Origin of the sequence: Methanoregula formicica SMSP (genome assembly GCF_000327485.1) — an archaeon.
GTDB lineage: Archaea > Halobacteriota > Methanomicrobia > Methanomicrobiales > Methanospirillaceae > Methanoregula > Methanoregula formicica.
The window spans coordinates 784,085-811,035 of record NC_019943.1 but is presented as its reverse complement, the minus strand read 5'-3'; the positions used below and the strand labels follow the sequence as shown (position 1 = coordinate 811,035).

General features: G+C 57.0%; 27 protein-coding genes. 12 read left to right on the top strand and 15 right to left on the bottom strand.

What is annotated here, in order from left to right; all coding sequences use genetic code 11:
• Positions 1 to 82: 82 nt before the first annotated feature.
• The 7 genes from METFOR_RS04120 to METFOR_RS04090 form a co-directional block, all read right to left on the bottom strand.
• Complete coding sequence (locus METFOR_RS04120; protein ID WP_015284844.1) at positions 83 to 292, bottom strand: hypothetical protein; 210 nt, start codon at positions 290 to 292, stop codon at positions 83 to 85.
• Positions 270 to 458 carry a hypothetical protein gene (locus tag METFOR_RS04115; protein ID WP_148277590.1) on the bottom strand — a complete coding sequence of 63 codons (189 nt, stop codon included), beginning with the start codon at positions 456 to 458 and terminating at the stop codon, positions 270 to 272. Before METFOR_RS04115 ends, METFOR_RS04120 begins: the two co-directional genes overlap by 23 nt.
• A 109-nt stretch (positions 459 to 567) precedes the next feature.
• Entirely contained in the window at positions 568 to 828 is a 261-nt protein-coding gene (locus METFOR_RS04110) for a type II toxin-antitoxin system HicB family antitoxin (RefSeq protein ID WP_015284843.1), read from the bottom strand.
• A gap of 189 nt (positions 829 to 1,017) precedes the next feature.
• Entirely contained in the window at positions 1,018 to 1,248 is a 231-nt protein-coding gene (locus METFOR_RS15775) for a PIN domain-containing protein (protein WP_015284842.1), read from the bottom strand.
• The gene (locus METFOR_RS04100) at positions 1,245 to 1,451 is read right to left on the bottom strand and encodes a hypothetical protein (protein ID WP_015284841.1); all 207 of its coding nucleotides are present in this window, start codon (positions 1,449 to 1,451) and stop codon (positions 1,245 to 1,247) included. Before METFOR_RS04100 ends, METFOR_RS15775 begins: the two co-directional genes overlap by 4 nt.
• A gap of 452 nt (positions 1,452 to 1,903) precedes the next feature.
• Complete coding sequence (locus METFOR_RS04095) at positions 1,904 to 2,158, bottom strand: type II toxin-antitoxin system HicB family antitoxin (protein WP_015284840.1); 255 nt, start codon at positions 2,156 to 2,158, stop codon at positions 1,904 to 1,906.
• The gene (locus METFOR_RS04090) at positions 2,151 to 2,408 is read right to left on the bottom strand and encodes a type II toxin-antitoxin system HicA family toxin (RefSeq protein ID WP_015284839.1); all 258 of its coding nucleotides are present in this window, start codon (positions 2,406 to 2,408) and stop codon (positions 2,151 to 2,153) included. The genes METFOR_RS04095 and METFOR_RS04090 overlap by 8 nt, the downstream gene beginning before the upstream one ends.
• Before the next feature lie 357 nt (positions 2,409 to 2,765).
• On the opposite strand from METFOR_RS04090, the gene METFOR_RS04085 reads away from it, so the two are divergent.
• Together METFOR_RS04085 and METFOR_RS04080 are read left to right on the top strand one after the other, a co-directional pair.
• On the top strand, positions 2,766 to 3,776 hold the full coding sequence (locus METFOR_RS04085; protein WP_015284838.1) for a DUF3344 domain-containing protein: 1,011 nt from the start codon (positions 2,766 to 2,768) through the stop codon (positions 3,774 to 3,776).
• 400 nt (positions 3,777 to 4,176) lie between these two features.
• Positions 4,177 to 12,870: a DUF2341 domain-containing protein gene (locus tag METFOR_RS04080; RefSeq protein ID WP_015284837.1), complete on the top strand. Its 8,694-nt coding sequence runs from the start codon at positions 4,177 to 4,179 to the stop codon at positions 12,868 to 12,870.
• A gap of 144 nt (positions 12,871 to 13,014) precedes the next feature.
• Here METFOR_RS04080 and METFOR_RS04075 read toward each other — a convergent pair whose 3' ends face one another.
• The 4 genes from METFOR_RS04075 to METFOR_RS04065 form a co-directional block, all read right to left on the bottom strand.
• Positions 13,015 to 13,218, bottom strand: a complete 204-nt coding sequence (locus tag METFOR_RS04075) for a hypothetical protein (protein WP_015284836.1) — start codon at positions 13,216 to 13,218, stop codon at positions 13,015 to 13,017.
• Positions 13,219 to 13,291: 73 nt separating this feature from the next.
• Positions 13,292 to 13,447: a PIN domain-containing protein gene (locus tag METFOR_RS16180; protein ID WP_394295929.1), complete on the bottom strand. Its 156-nt coding sequence runs from the start codon at positions 13,445 to 13,447 to the stop codon at positions 13,292 to 13,294.
• Between the two features lie 11 nt (positions 13,448 to 13,458).
• Complete coding sequence (locus METFOR_RS14450) at positions 13,459 to 13,677, bottom strand: hypothetical protein (RefSeq protein WP_052310751.1); 219 nt, start codon at positions 13,675 to 13,677, stop codon at positions 13,459 to 13,461.
• A gap of 131 nt (positions 13,678 to 13,808) precedes the next feature.
• On the bottom strand, positions 13,809 to 15,179 hold the full coding sequence (locus METFOR_RS04065; RefSeq protein ID WP_015284835.1) for a zinc ribbon domain-containing protein: 1,371 nt from the start codon (positions 15,177 to 15,179) through the stop codon (positions 13,809 to 13,811).
• A gap of 932 nt (positions 15,180 to 16,111) precedes the next feature.
• Here METFOR_RS04065 and METFOR_RS15490 point away from each other — a divergent pair.
• The 7 genes from METFOR_RS15490 (at position 16,112) to fdhD (ending at position 20,048) form a co-directional block, all read left to right on the top strand.
• A complete protein-coding gene (locus METFOR_RS15490) occupies positions 16,112 to 16,378 on the top strand; it encodes a hypothetical protein (protein ID WP_158491346.1) in 267 nt (88 codons plus the stop codon).
• A 90-nt stretch (positions 16,379 to 16,468) separates the two neighbouring features.
• Positions 16,469 to 17,227: a HesA/MoeB/ThiF family protein gene (locus METFOR_RS04055; RefSeq protein ID WP_015284833.1), complete on the top strand. Its 759-nt coding sequence runs from the start codon at positions 16,469 to 16,471 to the stop codon at positions 17,225 to 17,227.
• Positions 17,224 to 17,502, top strand: coding sequence for a ubiquitin-like small modifier protein 1 (locus METFOR_RS04050; RefSeq protein ID WP_015284832.1), 279 nt, complete (start codon positions 17,224 to 17,226; stop codon positions 17,500 to 17,502). The genes METFOR_RS04055 and METFOR_RS04050 overlap by 4 nt, the downstream gene beginning before the upstream one ends.
• A 6-nt stretch (positions 17,503 to 17,508) precedes the next feature.
• Positions 17,509 to 17,937 carry a molybdenum cofactor biosynthesis protein MoaE gene (locus tag METFOR_RS04045; RefSeq protein WP_015284831.1) on the top strand — a complete coding sequence of 143 codons (429 nt, stop codon included), beginning with the start codon at positions 17,509 to 17,511 and terminating at the stop codon, positions 17,935 to 17,937.
• Between the two features lie 115 nt (positions 17,938 to 18,052).
• Positions 18,053 to 18,391, top strand: a complete 339-nt coding sequence (locus tag METFOR_RS04040; RefSeq protein WP_015284830.1) for a transcriptional regulator — start codon at positions 18,053 to 18,055, stop codon at positions 18,389 to 18,391.
• A complete protein-coding gene (larE, locus tag METFOR_RS04035) occupies positions 18,357 to 19,238 on the top strand; it encodes an ATP-dependent sacrificial sulfur transferase LarE (protein ID WP_015284829.1) in 882 nt (293 codons plus the stop codon). The genes METFOR_RS04040 and larE overlap by 35 nt, the downstream gene beginning before the upstream one ends.
• A 15-nt stretch (positions 19,239 to 19,253) precedes the next feature.
• Positions 19,254 to 20,048, top strand: a complete 795-nt coding sequence (gene fdhD / locus METFOR_RS04030) for a formate dehydrogenase accessory sulfurtransferase FdhD (protein ID WP_015284828.1) — start codon at positions 19,254 to 19,256, stop codon at positions 20,046 to 20,048.
• A 445-nt stretch (positions 20,049 to 20,493) separates the two neighbouring features.
• Here fdhD and METFOR_RS04025 read toward each other — a convergent pair whose 3' ends face one another.
• Both METFOR_RS04025 and METFOR_RS04020 read right to left on the bottom strand, forming a co-directional pair.
• The gene (locus METFOR_RS04025) at positions 20,494 to 21,426 is read right to left on the bottom strand and encodes a TIGR00269 family protein (RefSeq protein WP_015284827.1); all 933 of its coding nucleotides are present in this window, start codon (positions 21,424 to 21,426) and stop codon (positions 20,494 to 20,496) included.
• A gap of 3 nt (positions 21,427 to 21,429) precedes the next feature.
• Positions 21,430 to 21,624, bottom strand: a complete 195-nt coding sequence (locus tag METFOR_RS04020) for a MoaD/ThiS family protein (RefSeq protein WP_233504444.1) — start codon at positions 21,622 to 21,624, stop codon at positions 21,430 to 21,432.
• A 101-nt stretch (positions 21,625 to 21,725) separates the two neighbouring features.
• On the opposite strand from METFOR_RS04020, the gene nadA reads away from it, so the two are divergent.
• Complete coding sequence (gene nadA / locus METFOR_RS04015) at positions 21,726 to 22,646, top strand: quinolinate synthase NadA (protein WP_015284825.1); 921 nt, start codon at positions 21,726 to 21,728, stop codon at positions 22,644 to 22,646.
• 6 nt (positions 22,647 to 22,652) lie between these two features.
• Here nadA and METFOR_RS04010 read toward each other — a convergent pair whose 3' ends face one another.
• Positions 22,653 to 22,913 carry a hypothetical protein gene (locus tag METFOR_RS04010; protein ID WP_015284824.1) on the bottom strand — a complete coding sequence of 87 codons (261 nt, stop codon included), beginning with the start codon at positions 22,911 to 22,913 and terminating at the stop codon, positions 22,653 to 22,655.
• Between the two features lie 9 nt (positions 22,914 to 22,922).
• The gene (locus tag METFOR_RS04005; RefSeq protein WP_015284823.1) at positions 22,923 to 23,696 is read right to left on the bottom strand and encodes a hypothetical protein; all 774 of its coding nucleotides are present in this window, start codon (positions 23,694 to 23,696) and stop codon (positions 22,923 to 22,925) included.
• A 127-nt stretch (positions 23,697 to 23,823) separates the two neighbouring features.
• Here METFOR_RS04005 and METFOR_RS04000 point away from each other — a divergent pair, with 127 nt between their 5' ends.
• The gene (locus METFOR_RS04000; protein ID WP_015284822.1) at positions 23,824 to 25,308 is read left to right on the top strand and encodes a small ribosomal subunit Rsm22 family protein; all 1,485 of its coding nucleotides are present in this window, start codon (positions 23,824 to 23,826) and stop codon (positions 25,306 to 25,308) included.
• A gap of 80 nt (positions 25,309 to 25,388) precedes the next feature.
• Positions 25,389 to 26,771, top strand: coding sequence for a hypothetical protein (locus METFOR_RS03995; protein ID WP_015284821.1), 1,383 nt, complete (start codon positions 25,389 to 25,391; stop codon positions 26,769 to 26,771).
• Positions 26,772 to 26,951: the final 180 nt, after the last annotated feature.

Below are 26,951 nucleotides of genomic sequence, written 5' to 3'. Positions count from 1 at the left end.
TAAATACGAACCCGAACGCTTCTGCAGCTCTGCAGAGATATTCAGATGTCCGGCCTATTATCGCACGGTAAAACAGGAAAAGTTACGGGCAGGTTTTTTTCTTACGGAGATTCATGATACCTGCAACGACCGTATCGAAATCTTTTTCGAGCCATTTCTTGCGATCTTTTGTATAATCGCCGCTCCCGTGCGTGTAACTCTGGATAAACCGTATTGCATCCGCAGGCCCGAGATTTTCAACCAGTACTTCAAATCCCCGGATACGAATTTCATTGAGCGTCTTTGCTTCCATGTGCGGTCACCTCCATGAACCACTGAACGGGATTTTTTGTTTCAACGGTGATTTTGTCCGCGTGCCTCTTAATGGTGTTGAGGAGGAGAACATCGGTTGTTAAAAATACCGCACCGGACCGTTCAGTACACGCAAGATGAAGGGCATCAAAGGTATCGATCTTCAAGGCATGGATTGTCCGGGCACGGGAAATGATCCTGGTATCGATCAGTATCGGATTATGCGCAAACTGCAACCGGTTAACCTCCACGCACGATAGTATATCCCAGCTTTTTTCATGAGATTATGGTACGTATCGCCTCCCGACGTGAATGTTCTGCCAGGAGATCCCGGAGTACTTCCCTGCCGCAAGGCCGGGGGATTCCGCGGCCCGTGTCCCGGGCAGTTGAAAGCCAGAGATCGAGTGCTGTTTTGATCTCCTGCAATGCCAGCTCTTCGCTCTCACCATATGCAAAACAGCCCGGCAGCTCAGGTACCACCGCGATATACCCGTCATCCTCTTCGCTGCAGAAGATTTCTAGTGCGTATGTATACATCGCATTTGACGCATGAGATACGGGATATTTTATTCCAGCTGGAACGGATTAAGGAGTGAAAGCCCCTCAGCCTGAACAAAATCTTTCTCATTTCTGGTTACGAGGGTTGCATCGAGCGACAGCGCTGATGCCGCGATAACGGCATCCGGAAGGGATATGGAAGAATGTGTGCGTAATTCGATCGTTTTTTTAGGCAATTGCATCGGTGAGTGAAAGACAGCGTGCGCAATCCAGCATCCGACGGGCTTTGGCCAGTCCCTCCGGTGTATGACCACTCCATCCGAGGAGTTCGATCTTTGTGATAATGGAAATATTGAAGGATTCCCTCAGGATAGTATCGATTTCCGGTTTCTTCTCTGGCGAGAAAGCCCCTGCAAGATAATAGATAAGGATATTTGTGTCGATAAGGTACGTAGTCATAGCCGGTTCCACTCGGTGCGGAGCGCCCGGGCTGCCCCGGCGGGATCTTTGATCAGATCCCGGTATATGCCATAGTACTCCTGTGGGTTGCAGGGCGCGTGCCGGGGGATTTCTATCCCGAGGGTCTTTTCCCATAACTCAACGGGAATGATGACGCTTTTTTTGTGTCCTCCGGCATCATAGATATACTGGATATCGTTCATCAAACTCACATTTTTCCCGTTGGGAACTATTGTTTTACGGATTACAAGAAACTTTTCACCTCCCTCCTCCCGGTGTAATGAATATTCCCCGTTGCGACCCTGGTATACCACCGGGAACCGTTCCGGCCGCGAGGATCTACCGCGTATCTCTCTTTTTTGTATATTCTATAATGAATATCCCCGTACGGTATGGCACAACCACCAGAGTATACTTACATTTCCCATGGTTCTCCCCCGGCTTAGTATTAAAAAATCTGTTTATACAAAATGCTGCGTGCTTTTCAAAACATATACCGGCTGAAACGCACAGGAGGGGGCATTCGTAACCGGTAGAGGCATGCACGCATGCCCGGAACATATTCCCCGGGCAGCCCTGCAGGTACATTTCAGCGGGTTACCGGAAGAGATACGATACGGAATTATAACCGGCGGCAGAGGGCCCCGGTGCACCGTTACTCGCACGAGACAATGTCCCGGCGTGAATGTTCTGCCAGGAGATCCCGGAGTACTTCCCTGCCGCAAGGCCGGGGGATTTCGCGGCCCGTGTCCCGGGCAGTTGAAAGCCAGAGATCGAGTGCTGTTTTGATCTCCTGCAATGCCAGCTCTTCGCTCTCACCATATGCCGAACAGCCCGGCAACTCAGGGACCACCGCGATATACCCGTCATCCTCTTCGCTGTAGAAGATTTCTATTGCGTATTTATACATCGGCATCCTCTTTTAGCAATGAATATCCTTCAACGATTTTACAGAACTGTTTTACCTGATAGGGTTTAGCCATTCCGTTCACCTCCTGAACATTGACAATCTCGCGGACACCGTCTCGGGTATAAACGCGGTGGCTGCCCCGGCCGCCCCGGTATACGAATCCGAACGCTTCCGCAGCTCTGCAGAGATATTCAAATCTTATCTTCTTTGGGTGATTTTTAAGGTTAGTGTATATCTCAGCTTTTTTCATGGGATGGTGGTACGTATCGCATCCCGGCGTAATGAAGATTCCCCGTTGCGACCCTGGTATACCACCGGGAACCGTTCCGGCCGCGAGTATAGATTGTTCAATAGAGTATCTCCCATTTTTGTATACCCTATAAAGTATATCTTGGTACATTATGGAATAATCGTATGAGTATACTTTATTTGCTATGGTTCTTTCCCCGACTTAGTATCACAAATAGAAAAATTGTAAAATAAAGTGTTACGAATAAGTAGAAACGTATTAATAGATTCTGCGCAGAGGGTTACCTGTTCGCAACCGGTCTGCTGATGATTACACCATCCCATCCATGGCCGGCCTCGCGGACATGGAGTAAAACCAATGGAAACGAAACGAACAGAGAGCAGGCTCGGCCGGTTTGCCGCCCTGCTGAAGGGCAGGGCCCGGCCGCGCAGGTCGCTCGCGCTCATGATGGCGCTGGTGATCGTTGCGGTGATGTCGTTCGCCGGCGTGGTTTCGGCGGATGCTGCATATACCGGCCAGCCCCCGATGACGAATTTCACCGGTGTCGTGAATGGAAGTATCGATGTCCAGTTCGGCAACACCTGGAAGAGCGACAACCCGATTCAATGGGATAACACAACGGCAAACCTGACGCTGGCAGTCGATCCCTCCAACGTGGAAATCAAATTCGCCGTGCTGAAGGTCGTTGTATATACTGCAAATAACACTGCCAACTGGCAAGGGAACGAGACGATCAAGCTGGATCATGGCGGAACCGTTGAGACCCTTGCAAACTATGAACCGCTGAATCTGAATTATGTTAATTCCTCCAGCGGAATGGTATGCAACACATCCATCTCGGCTCCTCCGTTCATATCCCAGAGAAACGGATTATGCCGCGTCATGAGCGATTACGTCTCATACTTCGATGTCAAGGACTACATCACCACCAAGAGGATTAATGTATCAGTCCTGACGGGGAACGTCACTGATCGGTTCGACGGCCGGGTCAAGGAGGCCACGCTGATCTATGGCTGGAATGTCACTAGCGGCACCCCGACAAAGACCCGGTACTGGATCAACATTGGACACGACCCGAGCACCAGCTTTGATGATGCATATGTTGGACATTCACGGTTCGATGGAATCCCCGATTATCGATATGTCATGAATGCAACGTTGTATACGAATGACATCTCATCGTCAAACGGTTTGTACGGTTGGAATGGAGTTTCACTCACCCCGACAACCATAGCATCGAACAGTTATGCCCGAATCAACAGGTTCTTCATCAATAACAGTACTGTCAGCGGAGATAACGACTTCCGGTATGACCGAAGCGGCACCTACTATCGTATTGCTACGGTTATCCTGAAACTCATCTATTAATCCCACCCTTTTTTTACAGGCAATCCCCGCTGGTTTCAGGATATCCCGCGAGAATTCATGCAACAGACACCGGTATCCGGATCAGGCCGTGAGATCTGGCAGTAGCGTATGGAGGTTCCCTGCTGAGGATTCACCAACCGGAAATCTCAACAGATGTATCCTTTTACGTATTACAAAATTAAATAATTTTCATACTAAATATAATTAAAATTAAAAGAGTATAAATTTTTAATAAAATGATATCAGTTGATAAGAATGGATCGGTATTGCCAAACGATCAAACCCTAAAAAGGGGCTGTTCTTATACCCCGGTGGCCGGACTCCCCGGTTATAATTCTGAGGTATGGTGCACTACCCGGTATCGCGATCGGTAAGGCACGATCCATATGTGGAGTCAGACATGCAGCCAAATTTTTTTGTTGTACATAACAATGATTACCGGAGACCGTTGGAGGGTGGGCCGTATTCCCGCGAATGGCAGAAAAACGCGTCCGTACGGAAGTCTTTTCTCGTCCTGGCCTGCGTTCTGCTGGCGTGTACGGCAGCAGTCTCCGCTGCCGACTGGACCCCGGCCGATTTCACCGGCCACACCCAAGCGTATATCCACGGCGCCGCAACCGATCTCTCGGATTACCAGGTAAAGTTCGTCCTGTACAACGTAACCGGTACGGACTCCTCGGAGAACATCCACCTGCCGGGCATCGCCCAGCCGGACTTTGACGATGTCCGGTTCGCGCTCTCTGACGGTACACCGCTGAACTACTGGATGGAGACCCCGGCGGGAATCGACAACGCCACCTTCTGGATCAAAGTGCCGTCGATTCCGGCGGGATATGCGAACACCATCCCTGTGGATATCTATTACGGCAGTGCAACAATCAGCAGCGGTGCGGACGGCGCAGCAACGTTTGCCCTCTTCGACGATTTCAATGGATCGTCGCTGGATACGACCAAATGGACTGTAGTTTACAATGCGGGGGGTATTTCGATCAGCAATTCGCAGTTAATCCTGAAAAATACCGTAATCCAGTCAAAAATAAATTTCAACCATAATGCATCACTGAGGTTTCGTGGAAACCTGTGGGGATATACCCAAACAATTGGTTTTGAAGATGATGCCGATACGGTCAATAGGGTCTATTTTAAGGTGACTTCGGGTGATGGGTATGAATATTTTTACACAAAGATCAATTCAGAGACATCATTCATTAATCCCGGGTACTGGTCGGGTGATCGATATCAAACGGGAGAACTCTTTTGGAACGCAACCCACGTTGCAGTTACGGATGGGGTAAATCCAATCGCTCCCAAACAAGACGCTCTGACCGCAACATTGCCTATATATTTGGAGTCCCAGTCATCCTCAACCGGTTACTACGACTGGATCTTCGTGCGGCAGCTTGCCGACAGCGAACCGCCCGTGAACGAACCAGGAGCCACGGCACCAACCGTTGACCTCACGGTCAATTCCGTCAGCTCCCTCGTTCCCCGCACCGCCAACACCGTGACCGCCACCATCATGAACCAGGGTACGGCAGATGCCGGTGCGTTCAAGGCCAACTTCACGCTGAATGGATCCACAACTGCGTTCGACATCCCGTCGCTTGCGTCAGGAGGCTACACAACGATCAGCGTTACCGACCCGATTACTTCCCGGGTACTGGGCGATACCATCCCGCTTTCCATCGAACTCGATACACAGAATGCGATCGCTGAGACCTGCGAGACCAACAACACGTATTCCACACCGGCAACAGTTGTCAGGGGCACGAGTTATTACTCGGGCGGCAGGTACTACACGGGCCACGACATAGAGACCGGGAACTATACCGAGGGAAATGTGGCCCTGCTCCACTCGTGGGGAGATTCCGGGTATATCAAAAATGGCGCGTGGCCTTCCACGACCGTCCAGTGGACTGCTGCCGATCTGCCAATCCCGGCTGATGCAACGGTCAAAGCGGCCCGGCTCTACCAGTCCTACACATGGAGTTCCAATGGTGACCCCAGGATCGCTGCCCAGTTCAACGGGAATACTGTCAAGCAGGCAGCATTCTATGGTGACGGGCTTGCCAATATATACTCCACGTACGATGACTTCAACGGTCAGGTAATCTGGGACGTGACACCCTACTTCAGCAAGACCGGTAACACAGCCATCATCACCGCAGAGGCCCCGCAAGGCGGCCTCTACGCCACGGTTCTTGTCGTTGTGTATGAGCGTGACGGCGAGCCGTTCCGGAGGATCTGGCTTGACGAGGGATGCGACAGCCTCCTCTATGGCGGCGGGACCGGATACGCGATGTTCAACAATGTGACCACGAGCTCGCTGGGATATGCCAGGCTTTCAACGATCCTGCCCTCAGGCGCAGATAACGCACAGAGCACGGTCGCTTTTAATTCCCAAAGTATTCCCATCGCTGGCGCTGAAGGATCAAACGAGGCTCAGGATCCCGGGTTCAAGTACTACGATGTCACAAGCGCCCTGCAGGACGGAACCAACGAACTGGCCGTTACCCAAGATGGGTACATGAACCTCGCCGCCGCGATCCTGGAGCTCACCTACGGGATGCCTCCAGAAGTCTCGTTCAAGACGAACGTGACGTCCGGGTATGCACCGCTCACCGTCCAGTTCACCGATCTCTCGTACGGCGCAACCGGCTGGCAGTGGGACTTCGACAATGACGGCACGGTAGACAGTACCGAAAAGAACCCGGTTTACACCTATGACAATGCCGACACCTACACCGTGAATCTCACTGCCGCGAACGGGTATGGCAGTAATACTAAGATCCAGTCCAGCTACATCACCGCATCGTCCCCGGGTAATTCAGTGGTTGCCGGCTTCACTGTTGCCCTCAACGGCGAAGACAAGATGCCGCACGGGCAGGCACCGGTCACGGTCTCGTTCACGGACGCTTCCGCCGGGACGATTGACACCTACCTCTGGGAATACCGGAACTACAATAGCGCGGTCTGGACGGCATTCGGGGACGGTGCAAAGAACCCCGCCAGTATTGTATTCTCCGATGCCGGCACCTACGACATCCGGCTCACCGTCACCAACGCCACCACCGGCAGCAGCAACAAGACCATTGCGCATGCCTTTACCGCAGGCGTGCCGGACGACCCCGTGGCCACCATCACGAACGGCACCGTCTCCGGCGGCCTCTTCGTGGACTCCCGGTCCCCGTGGCCCGCCACGACCGTTACCTATTCGTATACCCTGCCGGCATCCGGGAGCACTATCGTATGGGCCCGGGTCTTTGTCAACGATTACTCCGGCTCGGGATCCGGTAATTTCCCGTTCCGGTTGACCACAGAGTTCGACGCCGATGGCGACGGCACGTTCGAGACCACGCTCGGTGCCGAGGACTGCGACATCCAGTCCGAGACCGACAAGGAATCCGGAGTCTACCGGCCCTTCGTCTACCCGCTCAACGATCACGTCACCAAGGTCTACTCGGACTACGAGGCATGGTACGATGTGACCGGCCTGATCACCTCGGCCAATCCGAAGATCCGCGTGACATCGTCCGATATCGGCGCACCGGTGGGATCGGATGACGGTTTCGACGGCAGGATCAAGGCGGTCACCCTCGTGGTCGCATACAACGACGGCGACACCGACCAGGTGAAATACATCGTGAATCACGGGAATGACTGGCGGGTGAAAGACACCAGTTCATCGTCGGCATTCAATGCGGGATCGTTTGCCGGCGGGTGGTCGAATGCCACGCTGACAAGCGTTGCCTTCTCCAGCAAAGACGCAACCTATACCTTAAACGGCGCAGGCATCGCGAATACCACTCTCGGTTCAAACAATTACTACAAGTACAATACGTTCAATGTGACCGACCGGCTCGTCCCGGCATCGTCCAACACGTTCGGGTACACTGCCGGTGACCCGTCGTTCAAGATCTGCCTTGCAACGCTGGCAGCCACGTATCCCGGCAGCGGCGCATCCGCCCCGGTTGCCGCATTCTCCGGAGTGCCTGCATCCGGCACCGCACCGCTGACGGTGACATTCACGGACAGCTCGACAAACTCCCCAACCGGCTGGCTCTGGGATTTCGGCGACGGCGACACCACCAACGCCACAAAGCAGAACCCGGTCCACACCTATGCGAATGCCGGGACCTACTTTGTCAACCTGACCGCAACCAACGCGGCGGGCAGCGACTTCGAGAACAAGACCGGGTATATCACCGTGACATCGGCCGGCGGGGGGTCATCACCGGAAGCGATTTTCCTCACGGATGTCGTGGTAGGACCATCCCCGCTGACCGTCGCTTTCACGGATCAATCCGCAACCAACCCAACGAAATGGGCATGGGACTTCAACAATGATGGCATCACGGACAGTTCCGACCAGAACCCGATCTATATCTTCAGTTCGGCCGGCAGGTATACGGTTAACCTGACTGTCACCAATGCGAGCGGCAGCAGCACGCTCATAAAGCCAAATCTCATCGCAGTTTCTGCAGGGCCGGACCCGTTAACCACCGTTACCAGCGGTACCGTCAGTGGGGATCTCTACGTGAACTCCGTGAGCCCCTGGAGCACGACAAATACCACAACATTTGAACTGCCGGATGCAGCAGTGAACAACATCACCTGGGCCCGGTTGTATGTCACAACGTATACGGCAACACCCAACAGCAGTTACAACACGAGTTCTGTCGTCACTCTTGACGGTACCGTTCTGGGAACAGAGATTCTCAATATCGAATCGGAAAAGAACGGGAACGCATATCCGGTCAACGACCATGTCATGAAGGTGTACGCAGACTACGAAGCATGGTATGATGTGACCGGCAGGATCACTTCGGCCCGACCGGTAGTCGCGGTCACAAATTCGAAAGTCGACGGATATCTGTTTGACGGCAGGATCAAGGGAATCACTCTCGTACTCGCGTACAACGATGGTGACAGTGAAATCGTTAAGTACTGGGTGAACCACGGGAACAACTGGATGGGGCCCGCCGGTGCCGGCAGTGCGACCACATTCGATGTAACACCGCTCGCGGCCGGATGGGAAAATGCCACACTGACAAGCGTTGCCTTCTCCGGCAAAGATGCTGCTTACACATTCCCGACATCATCCAGCAGCCCTGCAAAGAACATACTGGGAACAAGCTCGTATTGGAAATATAATTCATTCAACGTAACCGATTCCCTGATTGCTGGTTCCGCAAACACGCTCGGGTTCACCGCTGTCGGCACTTCATTCAAGACCACGCTCGCCACCCTTGCCGTGAAATACCCGGGCGGAGGCGTGCCCCCGTCGGCACCGGTCGCGGACTTCCTTACCAACATCAATCCTGCTTCCGGACCCGCTCCGCTCATGGTCCAGTTCACGGACACGTCCACCAATACCCCTGCATCATGGAAATGGGAACACCGGATAACCGCTAACAGCACCTGGACGCAGTTCTCGACAGAACAGAACCCGACCTATACATTCACAACGACTGGAACTTACGATATCCGGCTGACTGCAACCAACGCAGGAGGCAGCGACAACGAAACGAAGACCGGGTATGTCACGGCGAGTTCATCGGGTACCGCCCCGGTCGCCGCGTTCAGTGCCAGTGCAACCACCGGTACCGCACCGTTAACCGTGACCTTCACCGACACTTCGACCAATGCCCCGACCGGCTGGCTCTGGGACTTCGGCGACGGTGACACCACCAACGCGACTGTGCAGAACCCGGTCCACACCTACATAAACGCCGGGACATACTTTGTCAACCTGACCGCAGCCAACACGGCAGGAAGCGACTTCGAGAACAAGACCGCGTATATCACCGTCAGCAGCGGCGGCACACCGACCAGCGACCTGAGCCTTGCCACATCGGTTGTCAACACCGTTGTCAACGAGACGGTCTTTGCACGCGAAGAGAACCCGGTAACAATCACTAACATAAGGAACATCGGATCAACTCCTATCACAAACGTCGTGGTGGCATTGTATGCAAGCGATGTCAGCAGCACGGTGCCGGTCAACACGGCCACTATCGCATCCATTGCCGGATCCGGGACCACAAGCGTGACCATCAGCGACCCGACCATCAGGGACACACAGGGCGGGACGGTCACGTATAAGGTGGTGGTGGACCCGGCCAACCTTATTTCCGAGACAAATGAGGCCAACAATGAAATGACCGGTGAAGTAAAACCGGTCAAGTTCAACGGGTATAAAGGCAAAGGCATCTACTGGAAAGGCGGCAGTAATATCACAACAAAGAAGTATTACGACCTGAACGGGGATATTGTGTCCTTCACCCAGCCGGAAAGCACATACAAAGGTGTCGGATGGTCTTCGAGGACTGAGACCTGGACCGGGGCAGAACTTCCCCTGCCGTCCGATGCAACGGTGGAATACGCCCTGCTCTTTATCTCCTACAACTGGGACCAGACTCCCGGAGGATTCCCCATAATGACTGCCACATTCAACAGTCATAATCTCCCATTGGGCACACCGTATACCGATATTGCGAACTTCGGCAGCTATCCCGACTATGAGTACGGTCTGTATCCCGCCATCGACGTAACAACCCACTTTGTCAAAGGAGGGGAGAACACGCTCGTGATGAGTCCGGGCACCGGAAACAAACAGGCACTCTACCCGAGCACGCTGGTCGTCATCTACCGCAACTCATCGGCAACCCGGAAACAGATCTTCATCAACGAGGAATGCGACGAACTCCTGCTGGGCGAGACCGCGTACGGGACATCGCTCAATGAGACGATCGCGTACGCGCCGTTTACCGAATTGACTATCGATACGGGCAATGTTACTAATGCAGCCCTTTACAGTTTCGCCGGAAGTGCCGGGCCGAAGGAGGGGAACCTGTTCTTCAACGGGAACAAGATCGGGACAAAAGCATGGCAGGGAACATTGAACACGGCGAATGCCTCGGTCTTCAATGTCAAGCCCTACCTCTCCGCAACCGGCAACGAGGCCGGCATCCAGGGCACGAACTCCGGCGGCATGGTCGCCCTCCAGCAGATCCTGGTCGTCGAATACAAACCGGCCGAACCCACCGCCCCTACTGCTGCCTTTGATGCCAACACCACCACCGGTACCATCCCGCTTACCGTGAAGTTCCGGGATCGCTCAAGCGGCATCCCGACCAGCTGGGCCTGGGACTTCGACAACGACGGCTCCATTGACGATACCAACCAGAGCCCGACCCACACCTACACCTCGCCCGGAACGTACACCGTCAGCCTCACGGCCACTAACGGAATCGGCTCCAACAAAACCGTGAAAACCAACCACATCACCGCCACCCTCGCCCCGCCGAAGGCTTCCTTCACCGCCAACAAGACCGCCGGCGACACCCCGCTCGCCGTCCAGTTCACCGACACATCAACGGGCGGCCCGGAGACATGGGCCTGGGACTTCGGCGATGGCGGAACATCGAAAGAAAAGGACCCGGTGCACACGTTTGAGGGCTCAGGGACATACTCCGTATCCCTGGCCGTGACAAACAGCGCGGGCAGCGACAGCGAGACGAAATCCGGGTATATCAGCGTCAATGCAAAGAAGGTCGTCGATACCGCATTCAACCTCACCGGGGTGGCAACCGTCAGTACCGGCACCGGCCAGAACGTATCCGTCAACACGTCACAGGTAACGACCGCGATTTCCGGTAACACGGTCGCTCTCACCAGTGTCGGTAACGGCTGGTCCAGCCTCAACCTGATCATGACCGACACTCCCGATGTCGTGAACGAGACCGTCAACGGTATCGTGTCGACCGTTGTCGCGGTCGGCGAGGAGATCACGGTCCCGATCCCTGCGGTGGGTTCGCCCACGATACATGTCGAACTGGCGCTTGACGAGCTGCCGGAGTCAACGCAGGGTATCACCCAGACCATAACAAAGGACCCGGACACAAACGCCAGCAGCTCGTTCACGATCGCTGCATCCAATGACGGAAAACAACTCGATATCGGGTATACCGTCAACTTCCAGAAGAACGGCGGGCTCGAGAATGCTGCAAACGGAGGCACCATCCGCAATGCAACGGTCTACTTCGCCATCAACTCGACCTGGGTCGCCGACCATGGCGGCAGGGATAAGATTGTCATCATGCGCAAACCTGACAGCGGTGATACCACATTCCTCGACGTCACGTATCTTGGCACGGACGGTCGCGGTAATGATAAGTTCTCGGCACTCTCGCCAGACGGGCTCTCGATCTTCATCATCGGTGCCGGGTCTCCCGTGCCCACACCGACACCATCGCCAACAAGCAGCACCCCCTCTGGCGGCAGCGACAGTTACTCGTACACTGGCTCTTCCAGCGGAAGCCGATCGTCGGGCGACGTGCAGAAAGGAAAGATCTACGATTACTCCCTGAGGGCACCGCTCCAGTCCAACGGTGCGTACCAGACAACGGCCATATCGTCGAAAGGCCGGGTCTCCATCACCCCCATGAAGGCAGAACTGTCCGCAACCATGCCGGAAGCAAAGGCGAAGTGGAGCGCCGAGATCGTCAGCGACCCTGACGGCGGCGGCAGGATCTCGACAAGCCTTGCCACGGAAATCCCTGCATCCGCGATATCGTCCTACAACACGGCCTTATCCCCGCGCTCGCTCGAGATCGCATCGGTTGCCTATGCCATGAATGTCGAGGAGGACGACAGGATCGGCACAACGAAGGACGGCGTCATCGAGATGACCGCACCGCAAGCGTGGGTCTCCGAAAACGGCGGGATAAACCAGGTGAAGATCTTCCGCATCGGCAACGACGGGAGCGCAGGACTCCTCTCCACCGCATTCAGCGGGTACGACCACGAGACCGGGTACCTGACCTTCCGGGCCGAGTCCCCGGACGGCCTCTGCACGTTCATCCTCCTTGCAGTCAGACCCGCTTCCGGTACCGGTGCAGCAGCCGCATCGCCCCCAGGGACTGGGCAGGGTGTTCCCGCCGGGGCAGCTCCCGGTGAGGCATCGCAGGGCCCGGCTTCCCAATCCGCACCGGGCACGGGCATCGCAACCATCGTTGCCGGCGTCCTTGTCGTTGCAGGGTGCGCCGGGCTGGTGCACGTGTACCGGGGAAGAAGGAAGACCCGGCCATAACCATCCCTTCATTTTTTTCGGACCGGAACAACGGCAGGGGCCAACAATCGCAGTTCGCACAAGGGACCCGGAAACCAGCGATCAGGATCTTTCCACGATGCCGGAAATCCGCATGGCGAAAAGAAAGAGGGGATACTTCCGTTCTCAGGACTGGCGATCCTTTGTCTCTATTTCCCGGCCGATCTCCCGGGCGCTTTTCTTTAAAAGTTTCCTGCGTTCTTTCGTGTAATCACCGGTTCCATGGCCAAACATCTGGAGGAACCGGATCATGTCGACAGGCCCGAGAGTCTTGAGAAGGGCAGACATTCCCGCATTATGCACTTCAGAGAGCGTTCTTGTTTTCATCATCGTTCACCTCCATGAGCCATGAGACCGGATTATCAACTGATATCCTATATCTATCTTCATTTCGCATCATAATCTATACGAGACGGGAATCCGTGGTAAGAAATACCGCCCCGGCCCTCTCAGCACATGCAAGATGCAGTGAATCAAGACCTTTGACCCCAGCATTCTCCCATTCTTCCGCCCGTCCAAGGATTTCCTTATCATACGCAACATATTCGCGGGCTATCATGAGCATTTTCTCTATACCGTCTCTTTTCGGTCATCGCTGATTTTTTCAATCTCATACCGGAGCACCCGGCTGTCAACAAGGTTCCAGTCCCAGGAACAGCGGCTTAAAATTGCAACGACTGCCTTAGTCTCGATACTGATCCGGGGAACGGTCTGGTTGTCGAACGGCCGGCAAAGGCAGCATACGTCAAGGTAAATATTCATATTTGCTGCAACCAGCTCCTTAAACAATCCTGTTTACCGGGTTCTCTCATAAATCCGCGTATCATGATTCCCGGAACCAGGTGTGCCTCACCCAGTACCTGCCGGAGAACCCGGAGTGCGAAACATGCATGGCAGGCCGGCTCTTCCGTTTCCGGCTGTCAGACCGGACCGCTGACCACCACTTCGCCCCCGGGGTCCGTGGTATGGCCGGTCGCAATCATCTTCCCGTCACGGTAGAGCTCGACAGTGAGTTTTCCCTTAGTGCTGTCCCCTTTCCGGATGATCGCCGTCACCAAGTCCGCAGCATCCTCGACCGGAAAGATCTTATCGCCCTTGTCGCTGACCGCCTGCATGGCATCCTGCATGCCATAGGATCCGGACCATGAGCCGGTATAGGTGACTTTCACATAAACCCCCGTTGAGGGAAGGGATGCAACTGCATTCCCGATGCTGGTTATCCCGGCACGGTCCGCTGCAGGGGTGACAGAAGCGTTCCCGGCGGCGGGGAAGAAGGAGAAATTCCCCCCGGGAAGCGAAGCAGCGCCAAAGAGAATGCCGGAGGATTCCTCCGGCATGAGAAGGAATGCTAATCCTGCAACAACCGCTGCAACAAGGCAGAGCGTCGCAATGGCCGTGGCACGCCGTGACCAGGGACGATGTGCCGGATTTTTACGTCCCCGCGCAATACCGGCAGCAGTCCCCGGATCCCGCAAGGGGCCGGACTCCTCCCGGTAACAGGGTGGCGGGGGAGAAGGCCGGAAGAGCCTTACCGGCGGCGGGGAAAAGACCGGCTCCTCGCGGACAGGGAAGCCACGGTTCCGCAGAGGCATAAGGATCGCTGCCGGATCGGGAGGAATGACGGCAGCCCCGCACTGGTCACAGAAGCGCGAGCCGGGACGGCCACGGTTCCCGCACGTTGTGCAGAAGAACGGGAGGTCTTCCGGCAAGGAGCCGGGAGGAGAGAGAGCACCTGCGGCAGCCGCCGGTACCTCCCGGTCGCGGACCGGGAACCGCGGGGCAGAATCTCCCCGGTAATTCTCCCGTGCAGCAGGGTTCGCCCTCCCCTTCCGGGACGCGGTGCCGCTGCTTCCGGTGTCGTGAAGGCCCGGGCTGAACGTCAGTTTATCCGGACCGGGAGGGACCTGCTGTCGGGCCTTCGGCAGGGGAGCGTCTGTTCCTAATCCCCGGGGGACAGGAAATACCGGGAGATTGTGGACCCACTCCTCCAGCTCGCCCACCCGGGACCGGTTGCCGGGCTTCCCGGCAAAGGTCAGGACAAGCTTCCGGCTCTCGCCCCGGCCCGTCCTGGCCTGGATTGCCAGCACGGGTTCGCCTGCCCCGTTCAGGTATGGCTCGACCCCTTCGATCCGGTCGAGAGCAAGGTCGCGGTCCGGCATGAGCGGGTCGTTGGGGCTCTTCAGGATCAGCCGGCGGTCTGTCAGGAACGCATGGTAAGGTACGGACTTGACATAGACTCCCGGTGATTTCACCCGCCATTGCTCCCCCTGTTGTAATGCCGGCAGATCCATAACGCACGTGTTCTGTATCTTGTTTTATTAAGTAATACATAATAAAATTTTATTATTACAAAAATTTGGTTTTTAACGGCACAAAACGTGACACTGTCCAAACCACTCACCTCATTAGTAATCTTCATGACCGCACCAATACCATCGCTGAAACACCATGCACTCTCTGGAAATGGTTGTTGCGAATTTTCAGAAATATTCTTAAAAATTTTCCATTTTGTAGTACTCGCCAATAACTGCAAATCACCGGGAGCACCGATTCTGCGGAGCTGCTGCCACATTCCAGACGAGATCTCTGTGGCGGCAGCATTGCTGCATTCTCACCCCCACCGCACATCCACAATCTTTCATCGAAGCTCAAGACTGGCGGTGCCAAAAAGGCACCATTTACGAGCGAAAAGTGCAAAAAAGCCTGATACAGGCAAAAGCCGTACTATAATCCAAAAATACTAATTATCCTCAATTTTCCCGCACCAGGGCCCCACCCAACTTCGCACCAATAGGGGGGGGTCTCCCGCACACCCCCCGCCAACCGGTCCCGGCCCTGTGCCCCTCCATCAGCAGGTCCTCCCGACGTAAAACCACAGCAATACGACCGCCCGGCAGCCCCCCGTTTCGCGCAATTTCCGGTCGCAGCCGGGGGTCTCTCACCTACCCCCCCTGGCCATGGGTGGGGGGTATGATCGGTTTGCAGCGTAACATGGGGGGGAGGTATGCCGGATACCCCCCACCTCAAAAATGGGAGACGTGCATTATTGCACGGTTTTTCCGGACCAGACCTCCGGCGGAGAGATGGCAGCGTAACCCTCCCCAAACCAGGGAACGGGGGGTCTCTTCCGGCAAACGGGGGGAGGGGTATCACGGACACCCCCCTCCCACGGGGCAGGGGGGTGTGATCGATATGGAACGCAAAAGGGGGAGGGGGTGTCCGGGTGATCCCCGTCCCGGTGACCCAGCTCCCGCCCGGTTCCGGAGGGCAGGAAAACGTACAGGACAATGCCGGTGATGAGCGGGAGGATGAACGTGATGAGACAGCCGATAGCAACAAGGGCATTGATGGCAACGCGTTTCATGGGAGGCCCTCATGCTTCTTCACGATGGGCGCGGTGATAAACGTGCCGGAACAGGACCCTCACACGCCAGGACCGTCTGGCATAACGGATTCAATGCTGCCCTACAGGATTCCCCCCGGGAAATGAAAAGAATAATCAGACAACCAGCGAACATATCAGGTACAAGGAGCGACCTGCCGGCACAAAACCCAGATACAGGACAGGACTACAGGGACCATGGTATCGAAACGTGAACGCGAGCGGTACAGGAGGCAAATCCTTCTCTTCGGTGACGATGCGCAGGAGTGCCTGAAAAAGGCGCATATCTTCATTGCCGGTGCAGGGGGACTCGGCTCGCCCGTTGCCATCTACCTTGCGGTTGCCGGTGTGGGGACGATCACGATCGTGGACAAGGACACAGTTGATCTGAGCAACCTGAACCGGCAGATCCTCCATTCCGACCGGGATATCGGTATGAAGAAGACGGTCTCAGCGCTTGAGACGCTCCGCGAATATAACGCCGATATAACCGTCAATGCCATTGACGCCACCATCACGGCCGATAATGCCCGCGGGCTTGTTGGTGCTGCTGACGGGATCGTGGACGCGCTGGACAATTACCCGGCCCGGTACCTGCTGAACCGGGTTGCGCTGGAGAAGAACATCCCGTTCTTCCATGGCGCCATCCGCGGGTTCTACGGGCAGGCAACCACTATCATCCCGGAGAAGACCGCCTGCCTCGAATGTATCTTCCCGAGAGCCCCGCCACCGGAGGTCTTTCCCGTGATCGGGGCAACCGCAGGAGTGATCGGGGCAGTCCAGGCAAACGAGGTGATCAAGTACCTGACCGGAAAGGGAACGCTCCTTGCCGGCCGGCTCTTCACGTGGGACGGCCTGTGTGCTGCTGCCGAGGAGATTGTTATTGAGAAAAACCCGGCATGCCCGGCGTGCGGTACGGCCCCTGCATCGGAGCAGCCACGGGAGAAGAAGAAATGAGCGTAAAGGTACGGTTTTTTGCACAGTTCCGCGAACTGCTCGGGACGGATATCATGACAGAACCAGCGGCTGGCACATCGCTTACCACACTTGTCGCGGAGATTGCAAAGAAGAACCGGGAAGGGTACGAAGCGATCTTCGATAAGCAGGGCTCATTCCGCGAGTTCGTGATCGTCATGAGGAACGGGAAACGGGTCGAGACTGCCGATGCCGGGACGACTCCTGTCATGGATGGCGACGAGGTCGCGGTATTTCCGCCGGTTGCGGGAGGGTAGGCAATCATGGTTGTAAGGATCCAGAACGAGGACGTGGATATCGGGGCGCTCATCACTGCTGCAAAAAAGCCCGGGTCCGGGGCGGTCGTTGTCTTTGACGGAATCGTGCGCGACGACGATATTACCGAGATGGAACTTGAGGCATACGAGGAAGTTGCGGTTGCCGAAATGGAAAAGATCGCAGCCGATGCAACCCGTATGCACGGGCTCCTGCATGTCGACATCATCCACCGTATCGGCCGACTCTCGGTAGGCGAGAACATCCTCATCATCGTTGTCAGCGCCGGCCACCGGGAGGAAGCCTATGCCGGCTCGCGCCATATCATCGAGGAGATCAAGAAGAGCGTGCCGATCTGGAAAAAGGAACTGACAAAAGACGGCGGCCGCTGGGTCCCCGGGGATCATGCCCACGGTGCGGGGAAGCCGGAGCACTGATCGCACGCCGGCACCTGCCAAACTTCCAGTGAGCCAACCTATATGGTGCGCTGCAACACAATCACAATGGTAACGACCATCTCTCTTTAGACGGAAAACCCGGCGGTTGTGTATCATGGAATCTCCCTGCCAGAAGATTGTGTGGAATGTGCTTCCGGCCATCCGTGCAGCCATCGCCGCGGAACTGGTCCGCTGCGGCATGTCGCAGGTCGAAGCAGCACGGGTGCTGGAGATGGCGCCTTCGGCAGTATCCCAGTACCTCTCCGGGAAACGCGGGTACCGCATCGAGTTCGATGACGACGTGAAAAAATCGATCGGCCAGCTGGCACAGGACCTGCAGAACAAAAAGGACCTCAACCTGGTGGAGCGCACCTGCGACATCTGCCGGCAGCTGAGGGGCGAAGAGGAGAGCCCATGCAATGCTCCCTCTGCCTTCGGGGAGCAGTGCCGTTGAATCCTGCCACAGGGACTATGCTCTTATTCCGGTCGGTGATACAACCATGACGGTTCCAGGGAAAAAGCACGATCTTATCGAAAACCTCCGCAACCATGGCCCGATGCTTATCTCCTTCTCCGGGGGCGTCGACAGTACCCTCCTCGCGGCCCTGGCAAAAGATGCGCTGGGAGAGAAGTGCCGCCTGGTGCTGCTCGACAGCCCGCTCATCCCGACGGCGGAGGTGGAAGAGGCAAAGAAGATCGCCGCCAGCCTCGGCCTTGCTCTGGATGTCATCCCGGTACCCCTTCTTGAGGATGGGACCTTCTGCAGCAACCCGGAGGACCGGTGCTACCACTGCAGGAAAATCTCGGCAACCTGCCTCAGGAAAAAGGCCGGTGAACTCGGTCTTGCCTGCATAGCCGACGGCGTCAACATCTCCGATACGAAAGAGCACCGCCCGGGGCTCCGGGCATCCACCGAGGAGGGAATCGTCCACCCGTTCATCGAGACCGGATGCACGAAACAGGACATCCGGGACATCGCCCGGGAGATGGGACTTCCGGTCTGGCAGAAGCCATCGGCAGCCTGCCTCTCCTCGCGCATCCCGTACGGTGACAGGATTACACCGGAAAAACTCCGGATCATCGGGAAAGCGGAAGAGTTCCTTTTTGCCCGCGGGTTCTCCCAGTTCCGCGTGCGGCTCCACGGGACCATTGCGCGGATCGAAGTACATAAAGAGGATATGGCGCGAATACTTGAGGAGAAGGATCCCGTTGTGGAATACCTCCGCTCCCTTGGGATCGCCTACATCACGCTCGACCTTGCGGGCTACCGCAGCGGCAGCATGGACGAAGTGCTGGGATAAAGGAGCAGCATACCGATGACAAAACCACACCAGCCCGCCGATATGTACAGGAGACTCGGCTGTATCAAGGTCGACGGGGAGAAGACAAGAAAGGACCTCCACGAGGTCATCGAGGAGGTCCCGCTCGCCCTGTTCGTGAACGGGCGGCACGCCATGACGGCAATGATGAGCCCGGTCCAGCTCGAGGACTTCGTGACCGGGTATCTCTACACCGAGCAGATCATCAAAAACATCGATGAGATCGAGTCCATTAAGATCGAGAAGAACCGGATGAGCGTTATCACCAAGAACCTCTTCAAGGTGCTGGGCCCCAAAAAGACCATCCTCTCGGGATGCGGCGGGAGCACGTCGTATATCGATACTGAGAAGCTGCCGAAGGTCTGCTCTGACTATTCCATCAGCACGGCAGATATCTGGACGTCCGTCAAAGCCGTCCTGAACTCCGAGCTCCACATAACAACGGGAGGCATCCATATCGTTGCCCTGCTGGACCGGCAGAGGGTCCTTGCCGTTTCCGAGGATATCGGGCGGCACAATGCCCTCGACCGCGTCATCGGGCACGCACTCCGGAACGGGATCGACCTTTCGAAGACCTGGGTGATCGTATCGGGACGGATATCGTCAGAAATGGTCAGGAAGTGCCTGATCGCGGGCATCCCCATCATCGTCTCCCGCGGGGCAACGACAACGCTTGCCGTCGAAACCGCAGAGAAGACCGGCCTCACCGTTGTCGGGTTTGCCCGGAGCAGCAAGATGGTGGTCTACACGCATACGGAGCGGATCACCGGCGCTGCATCCGCCCCGCAGTGATTTATTTCTCCAGTGATGAAAACCAGAAAATTCCTTTTTAGATTCGTTTTCTCTGGATCCTAAGAAGAAAAACCATTTTCAGCGTATATGATCGCCCCCCCTTGCGCCTCCGACGGGTTTGAAAAACCAGGAGGATGAGAAGAACGCGGATGCGTTCTTCGACTCGGGGGCGCATGCGATGCCTCCGCATTACCTGAAAGGGATACTTCGACAAAGAGTTATTTTCATAAAAGGAATTGATGCCGCCGCGGGGAGTCAGTCATCGCATCAGCGAGAATTGACGGGAGAAGGTTTCAACCTTCGACGTCGCCCCACGGGGCGGCGGCCGTTCATCACAACCGGGGGTATGGGGGCATCAGCCCCCATCATCTAACTAATCCAGATTTTAGCGTGCAGATCGGTGACAGAATGATCAAAATAGTCCCTTTCTCTTGAGACACGGAGTTTATCTCAGTGTCTTCTTCAGCTTGCACAACTGGCAGATTTCCCCGCTGCACGGATCGCCGCATTCCCGACAGTGGTGAACGGTCTCTTTCATCAGGAGCCCGCCACACCGCGCCTCAATCTTCGCCTTGCTCTTCATGAGGTTCAGCATCGTGCCCGGGTGCTTTGACTCGAACGTGGCAAGCATGCGCCGCACCTCGCCGCGGAGGGCATGCACCGCGTACGGGCACTCGGGAAGGTCTGCCCACATCCCGTGGAGCATGAGGTAGACAGCAATCTCCTTCTCTGAAATGAACATCAGGGGCTTGATGCGGGGGATGAACCGGCCCTGCGAATCGCTGCCCGAGTCCCGGACGAGCCGGGGCAGGTCGCCCCGGAGCACGTTCATGAAGACCGACTGGGCCTCGTCGTCAAGGTTATGCCCCGTAGCAAGTTTCGTTGCACCGGCCCGCTCCGCTGCAACATTCAGCGCCTTCCGCCGCAGGATCCCGCAGACGCTGCACGCCTCCGGTTCCCTTCCCGCAAGGAACGTATCGAGCGTGCCGCCGAAGAGTTCCGGGAACGAGACCGTCAGGTGCGGGATACTGAAGCGGGCGACCAGCATATCGGCCGAGCGGACGGTATCCTCGCGATAGCCGGCAATCCCTTCATCGATGGTGATCGCGGAGAGCCGGATGGTCCCAAGGGATGGCAGAACCCGGGAGAGGATCATCAGGAGGGCGGTGCTGTCCTTGCCGCCGCTCAGGGCGATGGCAACATGGTCGCCCGGGGCGATCAGGTTCCGCGAACAGATGGTCTCAAGGACACGCCCTTCCACATCCGCGATAAAATGGTCCCGGCAGAGATGGCGGCCGGTCCTTCTCTCCCGGTAGACTGCGGGTTCTCCGCAGGTATCGCAGCGGGGAGTCGTGCCGGGTCCTACGGAGTGCCCCACCGCTCATCCTCCATGGGCAATCCGGATGATCCGGATCTCATCATCGTTCCCGACAACCGCATCTTCCGTCACGAGCGTTCCGTTCCGCGAGACGATCACGTCAACAGGGTCAAACCCGAGCTTTGCAAGGAGGGCGTCCACGGTCACGGGACCGGGCCCGGCATCGCGGCAGCTTTTATCCGGAAGGAGGATCTTCATAACCTTGTGAGGTACTGGGCGGGCCGGATGCATAAATATCCGGGTGTGCCGGCCGGGAGCATCGGTTTAATAGGAATCTGCGATGAACAGGATACAGGATTATGGACAGGTTAGCAGGTTCCGCGGAGATCGGAGCGGAGATCCAACGGCTGAAGGAGGAACAGGACGCGATCCTCCTTGTCCACAACTACCAGCCCGATGAGATACAGGATATCGCGGATATCACGGGGGACTCGCTCGAACTCTCCCGGGCGGCAGCCACACGGGAGGAGGGGGTCATCGTCTTCTGCGGCGTGGATTTCATGGCCGAAACCGCAGCGATCCTCTCTCCCGAAAAGACCGTCCTGTTGCCCGCGGAGGATGCCTGCTGCCCCATGGCGCAGATGATCAGCGCTCCCGAGCTGAGGCTTGCAAAGGAGCGGCATCCTGATGCTGCCGTGGTCTGCTATGTCAACACCAGCGCGGAGGTCAAGGCCGAGAGCAACATCTGCTGCACGTCCTCGAACGCCGTGAAGGTGGTCAACTCCGTAAAGGAGGACGAGATCATCTTCGTCCCCGACCGGAACCTCGGGCGGTACGCCCAGCGGTTCACGAAGAAGAAGGTCATGCCGTGGGAAGGGTTCTGCATTGTCCACGACCGGATCACGCCATCGCAGGTGATGGCAGCACGAAAAGCCCACCCGGATGCCGTTTTGCTCGTCCACCCCGAGTGCCGGCCGGAGGTCATCGACCTTGCCGACCACGTGGCAAGCACCTCGGGGATCATCCGCGAGGTTGCAGCCTCAAAGAAGAAGGAATTCATCATCGGAACGGAGATCGGCATCCTTTACCGGCTGAAAAAAGAATGCCCGGACAAGGCGTGCTTCCCGCTCGATGAGAAGGGCATCTGCCGGAATATGAAGAAGACAGATCTCAAAAAGGTGCGCGACGCCCTGCTGACGCTCCAACCCCGCGTCACCGTGCCGGACGATGTAGCTGCCAGGGCACGGGGCGCGATCGAACGGATGCTGGCCCTGCCGTAAGGGCGGTCACGGTTTTTTGTGTGCGTTCTCCTGTGCCTTCAGCTGCGCCATCACTTTATGGTAGGTCTCCTCGCCCACGCACTCCTTTGCGTACTTGCACCACTGGACGCAGGAGATGGTGTCGTTATACACCTCAAAACCGCAGGTGCTGCACTTCACGGAGACATCGTTTGAGAAGAGTTCAACCTCGTCACCGCACCGGGGGCACTTTTTGATGGCGAGCGTCGGTGTGCGGAGGTTTGCGGCACCGGGGCAGTGGTCGAGCATGTACAATAGTCACCGTCTTTCCTTATTGAAGTGCGGGCACACCGTCATGCAGGCAACACACGGGGAGCTGATCGCAAGGTGCGTCCCGGCACTGTTCACGAGGGCGGTAACAAAACAGGCACTCCACCGTCCCCGCATCAGCCGCCATGTCAGCGGGCGAAGAACAGGGGGCACGTACTCCGTCAGGTTCCGGCACCGTTTCTGGTCAACGATCCCGTCATGGATCGCCTTTTCGGGGCAGACCGTTGCACACCGGTGACAATGCGTGCAGGACGGGAGGACACCGGGTGCGGGTGACGGGACGATCTGCTGTTCCGTTATCACGGCCGCCAGCGCCAGGCGGTTGCCATACCCGGGATGGATGAGGAGCGTGTTCTCCCCGATTCTACCAAATCCCGCATCCGCTGCACAGTGTTTGAGCGAGAGCCTGCCCTGCAACCGGCCCCCTTCGACCTTCAGGGGAAATGAGGGAAGGATCGCTTCCGCCGCAGATCCGGACTGCGTGAACCGGTCCCGCAGAGCGACGGCTGCTGATTCGAGAACTGCTTTAGTACGCCCGGTCTCTTCAGCCCGTTCCTCATCCGTGCCGGAAAAGAGGCGATCTGTCATGAATGCGCCATAGAGGATCACCGTCCTGCAGCCCGGGAGAAGATCACGGGGGTGCCGTCCCGATGGTGCCAATATCCTGTCTGCATCCGCAATGCAGAATGCATCGATATTCCGGCCTGCGAAGAAACGTCCGATGTCATCGTGAGAGACATCACCGGAAGGCAGAGTGATCATGGGATGATAGCCTCTCTGTCCGGTAAACCCAAAAAGGTGCGGATCACTCGTCCGATACGATGGAGGAGCAGCAGTATCGCCCTGACGAAAGATGTATGTGGGCTGTCACCCTACTATCCGGCAGGTTATGGCCGGAAATCCCCTGATCTCCACGATACAGTACGTTGCCGGGACCCGGTCCTCGTTTTTGCTTTCGGAGATTATTCGGTACCTCGACGCACCAATGACTGTCGACGAGATCTACCGGGCGATTGCACCGGAACTGCCCCGCCTCGGCCTTGCGGCAACGCGGCGGGGCGGGGATGTCGAGATCAACAGACTGCTCCCGGGCGATGGCGGGCGGGGACGCACCAGCACATTCCTTGAGAAGAGGGAACTGCCCCCGGTTCTTGCAACTGCCATTGAGGAGTACATCACAAAGAAGGTCGGGAAGCCCTGGGATGACCCGGTCACGGCCGAACGGCTCCGGAAGGCGATCACGGCCCAGAAAGACGACTACTGGAAGCCCCTGCACAAGCGTTCGCTCCGGTACACGAAAGGCTACAGCGTGCTCGGGTACCTTGCCTACCATTTCCCGGTCTACTTCATGCAGACAGAACACCTGCTCCTGCGGCTTTTCGAGGAAGGGTTCCTGAAAAAGTCGATGACAATCCTGGATGCCGGGACCGGGCCGGGGGTTGTCCCGCTCGCCATCGCGGACTTCTTCTCCCGGCTTGACGGGGTAAAGGCCTCAGTTTACGCTATCGAGCAGTCGGAGGAGCATATCGAGGCGTTCCTCTCTCTCAGGGACGCATTCGTGCCGCGGGGCGGGCCGGTCTCGGTCAAGCCCCCCAAACAGGCGGACATCCGCGACCCGCTCCCTGCAGGCCTGCCGGAACGGTTCGACCTCATCGTCTTCTCCAATGTCCTCGGGGAACTCGCGGACCGGTCGGGAGACCCGCGGGCCGGAATTGTCGGACGGTTCGCGGAGCGGCTGTCTCCCGATGGCGCCATTCTCATTATCGAGCCGGCAGACGAGATTAATTCAACCCGCATGCGGACGCTTGCCGCCGGCCTTGAGCCTGCCGGGCTTGTCGTGCATTCCCCCTGCCCGCTGTTCCGGGGCACTGCCTGCAAAGCTCCGCGGTGCTGGAGTTTTGCCACCGCACCGGCCATCCGCCCCACGCGTCTGATGGAGACCCTTGCCCGGTGTGATGAGCCGTACCGGTACATCAACACGGACATCAAGTACAGCTATGCAGTCCTCCGGCGGGCCGCAATACCCCGCGACGGCTTACGGCTTTCCTCCGCGGCAAAGTTCCTCCAGCTCTCGAAACTGCACCTGCACGTGGGAAAGCGGGTGAACACCATGGTTGCAAAGATGAGCGGTGAACTCGGCGATGCAAAGACCCGCCTCTTCAAGGTCTGCGATGGCACCGCAAAAGCCCCGGTCTATGCCGTCCTGCCGGCATTTCACAAAACAGCGGAAAACGAGGCGCTGCTTTCTGCCGGCTACGGCACCGTACTGGAACTCAGAGGCGTGCTTGTCCGGTACAACCGGGCCCACGATGCCTGGAACCTGCTCGTAAACCGGAACACGGAGGTGCGCGAACCTGACAGGCACGGGGAATGATGCTGCCAGCCCCTGAAATACTGCAGAGATTATTAGGGTGAAGCGGTACAGTAACTACTGGTATACTCCGGCAGGGGACCATGGATACTCCGGGCAATGAGAGCGGGGATGCGGTCATCCACAGGACACAACGGCTGATCATCAACGGTATCGGCTACGAAGCCGTCTTTCTCGAGGGGCGGCTAGTCCTGGTTTGCGAGGATGCAGGAAAGCCCCGGCTGGAGATCCCCTATCAGGACATCACGCTTGCTTCCGCGGAGACCAACCGGCTGCGGGAACCGGTGATCCGGATCACCTACGGTACCGCCGACGGGGGTATGCGCGGGATCGAGCTGATCTTCATCTTCCTTGCCGCAGGGAAGAACATCCAGAACCGCGACCGGTGCCTTACCGTTCTCGAAAAGCAGGGAGTACCGGTCCGGCCCGATCCCACACCTGCAGATTACTATTCCCGCGCCCGGCGCGAGAGGATGGACGCGGGAACGCTGGATACCGCTGCACCCACCGGCCGTCCGGCCGTCCCGGAATGGACGGTATACGGCCCCGCACAGGGCACCCGGCAGGCCCTCCCTGACGAGCCGAAACCGGTATCCCCGGCTTTCACCCTTGTTGCCATCGTCCTCCTTGCAGCCATCCTGCTCGTGGCCATGGTCTCCCCGATACCGGAACCGGGGCTCCAGCACTGGGAGAAGGCGGCCGCAGCAAAGGCAGGGGTCACTGCAACGCCGACGCCTGCACCGGTGTCCGCACCGGCCGCAGCCGTTTCGAATATTGCTCATGAGCCGGGACAGACGATACCAGATTCTGTAGCTGAGGCAACCCTTCCCCCCGGTGCTGTTCCGGGGAACGGGATCTGGGTAAAGATTGCATATCAGGGATACTACGCAGGAACGCTCTCTGCCGGTGGCCTCCAGATTGATGTGAACAGTTCCGGAACCCAGATCTACCAGATGCCGGTACACGACACAGTCATCGATATCTTTGTCGAGAAAGGGGACGGCTCCGGGGAAGCTCTGGAGATTGGCGTGTATAATGGAGGAGAGGTTGTTGAGAGCGATGTGACAAGCAGGCCGCGGGGAGCACTCGAGATGCATGTTCCTGTGGGGCCTGCAATCATCCGAAATGCTACACCCGTCGGGCCGCTTGTTGTGACAACTATCCCTGAGACGGTCGCACCTTCTGGAGCGTCTCCCGTACCTTCAACCGGGGTTTTTGTCCGGGTTCTCTACCCGGGACAGTATACCGGGACTATCTCGGCAAACGGCTTTGAGCGGGCGGTAAACAGTTCCGGGGAACAGATCTTCCAGCTCTCTATGGCCGTAGGGAACATCGATGCTTTCCTTGAGAAAGGGGATGGATCAGTGCGGAATATCCTGGTGGAAGTGTACAAGAACGGGAATATGGTCACATCCGCCGATACGTCAATCCCCTATGGCGTTGTCGAGATCCACACGAGCATATGATATGAGTACTATTGGATAATACACTCAGCAAAACGTGCCAATACGGTATTGTTCAACGGATTCAGAATGTAACAACCAATTCCCGGTTCACAACAGTTCTCATCATCAGGGATCCCATTCTTTTTGGGATGACGTTCAGGGAAATCCCGTTATGTAGAGTCAGGTTGCCTTTTTCCCGAT

Excerpts from the sequence above, each read along its gene's own strand:
- METFOR_RS16180 (WP_394295929.1), bottom strand. The coding sequence starts at position 13,447 with ATGATAGCCCGCGAATATGTTGCGTATGATAAGGAAATCCTTGGACGG.
- METFOR_RS04005 (WP_015284823.1), bottom strand. The coding sequence starts at position 23,696 with ATGATCACTCTGCCTTCCGGTGATGTCTCTCACGATGACATCGGACGT.
- nadA (WP_015284825.1), top strand. The coding sequence starts at position 21,726 with ATGGACAGGTTAGCAGGTTCCGCGGAGATCGGAGCGGAGATCCAACGG.
- METFOR_RS03995 (WP_015284821.1), top strand. The coding sequence starts at position 25,389 with ATGGATACTCCGGGCAATGAGAGCGGGGATGCGGTCATCCACAGGACA.
- METFOR_RS04020 (WP_233504444.1), bottom strand. The coding sequence starts at position 21,624 with ATGAAGATCCTCCTTCCGGATAAAAGCTGCCGCGATGCCGGGCCCGGT.
- METFOR_RS04045 (WP_015284831.1), top strand. The coding sequence starts at position 17,509 with ATGGTTGTAAGGATCCAGAACGAGGACGTGGATATCGGGGCGCTCATC.
- METFOR_RS04050 (WP_015284832.1), top strand. The coding sequence starts at position 17,224 with ATGAGCGTAAAGGTACGGTTTTTTGCACAGTTCCGCGAACTGCTCGGG.
- larE (WP_015284829.1), top strand. The coding sequence starts at position 18,357 with ATGCTCCCTCTGCCTTCGGGGAGCAGTGCCGTTGAATCCTGCCACAGG.
- METFOR_RS04095 (WP_015284840.1), bottom strand. The coding sequence starts at position 2,158 with ATGTATAAATACGCAATAGAAATCTTCTACAGCGAAGAGGATGACGGG.
- METFOR_RS04100 (WP_015284841.1), bottom strand. The coding sequence starts at position 1,451 with ATGAACGATATCCAGTATATCTATGATGCCGGAGGACACAAAAAAAGC.
- fdhD (WP_015284828.1), top strand. The coding sequence starts at position 19,254 with ATGACAAAACCACACCAGCCCGCCGATATGTACAGGAGACTCGGCTGT.
- METFOR_RS04000 (WP_015284822.1), top strand. The coding sequence starts at position 23,824 with ATGGCCGGAAATCCCCTGATCTCCACGATACAGTACGTTGCCGGGACC.
- METFOR_RS04085 (WP_015284838.1), top strand. The coding sequence starts at position 2,766 with ATGGAAACGAAACGAACAGAGAGCAGGCTCGGCCGGTTTGCCGCCCTG.
- METFOR_RS15775 (WP_015284842.1), bottom strand. The coding sequence starts at position 1,248 with ATGACTACGTACCTTATCGACACAAATATCCTTATCTATTATCTTGCA.
- METFOR_RS04065 (WP_015284835.1), bottom strand. The coding sequence starts at position 15,179 with ATGGATCTGCCGGCATTACAACAGGGGGAGCAATGGCGGGTGAAATCA.
- METFOR_RS04080 (WP_015284837.1), top strand. The coding sequence starts at position 4,177 with ATGCAGCCAAATTTTTTTGTTGTACATAACAATGATTACCGGAGACCG.
- METFOR_RS04055 (WP_015284833.1), top strand. The coding sequence starts at position 16,469 with ATGGTATCGAAACGTGAACGCGAGCGGTACAGGAGGCAAATCCTTCTC.
- METFOR_RS04120 (WP_015284844.1), bottom strand. The coding sequence starts at position 292 with ATGGAAGCAAAGACGCTCAATGAAATTCGTATCCGGGGATTTGAAGTA.
- METFOR_RS04075 (WP_015284836.1), bottom strand. The coding sequence starts at position 13,218 with ATGATGAAAACAAGAACGCTCTCTGAAGTGCATAATGCGGGAATGTCT.
- METFOR_RS04110 (WP_015284843.1), bottom strand. The coding sequence starts at position 828 with ATGTATACATACGCACTAGAAATCTTCTGCAGCGAAGAGGATGACGGG.
- METFOR_RS04010 (WP_015284824.1), bottom strand. The coding sequence starts at position 22,913 with ATGCTCGACCACTGCCCCGGTGCCGCAAACCTCCGCACACCGACGCTC.
- METFOR_RS04040 (WP_015284830.1), top strand. The coding sequence starts at position 18,053 with ATGGAATCTCCCTGCCAGAAGATTGTGTGGAATGTGCTTCCGGCCATC.
- METFOR_RS04090 (WP_015284839.1), bottom strand. The coding sequence starts at position 2,408 with ATGAAAAAAGCTGAGATATACACTAACCTTAAAAATCACCCAAAGAAG.